We start from the raw sequence: 1,096 nt of genomic DNA, 5'->3' as shown, positions 1-1,096 counted from the left end.
ACCGACCTGCGCCTGAACGAGCCGCGCTACGTGACGCTGCCGAACATCATGAAGGCGAAGAAGAAGCCGCTGGAAACGGTGAAGCCGGAAGACCTCGGCGTGGACGTCGCGCCGCGTCTGAAGACGCTGAAGGTGGCCGAGCCGCCGAAGCGCGCGGCCGGCGTGAAGGTGCCGGACGTGAAGACGCTGGTCGAGAAGCTGAAGACCGAAGCCAAGGTGCTGTAAGAGGGAGCGGAAAGAAATGACGATTCTGGTGATTGCAGAACACGACAACGCGTCGATCAAGGCCGCGACGCTGAACACGGTGGCAGCAGCAGCGAAGATCGGCGGTGACATCCACGTGCTGGTCGCGGGTCACAATGCGCAAGGCGCGGCCGATGCGGCAGCGAAGATCGCAGGTGTGTCAAAGGTGTTGCTGGCCGATGCGCCGCAACTCGAAGCGGGCCTCGCGGAAAACGTCGAAGCGACCGCGCTGAACATCGCGAAGGACTACTCGCACATCCTCGCGCCGGCAACGGCTTACGGCAAGAACATCGCGCCGCGTATCGCCGCGAAGCTGGACGTCGCGCAGATCTCCGACATCACGGCTGTTGACCAGTGCCGACACGTTCGAGCGCCCGATCTACGCGGGCAACGCGATCGCGACGGTGCAGTCGAGCGACCCGATCAAGGTCATCACGGTGCGTGCGACGGGTTTCGATCCGGTGGCAGCCGAAGGCGGCAGCGCAGCGATCGAGAAGATCGAAGCCGCGGCGGACGCAGGCAAGTCGCAGTTCGTGAGCCGTGAAGTGACGAAGCTGGACCGTCCGGAACTGACGTCGGCGAGCATCATCGTGTCGGGCGGCCGCGGCCTGGGCAGCGGCGAGAACTACACGAAGGTTCTCGAGCCGCTGGCCGACAAGCTGTCGGCGGCACTCGGCGCATCGCGCGCGGCAGTCGATGCCGGCTACGTGCCGAACGACTATCAAGTCGGCCAGACCGGCAAGATCGTCGCACCGCAGCTGTACATCGCGGTGGGCATCTCGGGTGCGATCCAGCATCTGGCCGGCATGAAGGATTCGAAGGTGATCGTCGCGATCAACAAGGATCCGGAAGC

General features: G+C 64.5%; 2 pseudogenes. Both read left to right on the top strand.

What is annotated here, in order from left to right:
• Positions 1-225, top strand: a pseudogene (locus tag DID99_RS36685) (electron transfer flavoprotein subunit beta/FixA family protein); the annotation flags it as partial.
• Between the two features lie 16 nt (positions 226-241).
• Positions 242-1,096 (top strand): annotated as a pseudogene (locus DID99_RS36680) (electron transfer flavoprotein subunit alpha/FixB family protein); the annotation flags it as partial.

The sequence above is a fragment of the Burkholderia sp. Bp8986 genome (genome assembly GCF_003854225.1).
GTDB lineage: Bacteria > Pseudomonadota > Gammaproteobacteria > Burkholderiales > Burkholderiaceae > Burkholderia.
This window is presented reverse-complemented; position numbering and strand designations above follow the sequence as displayed.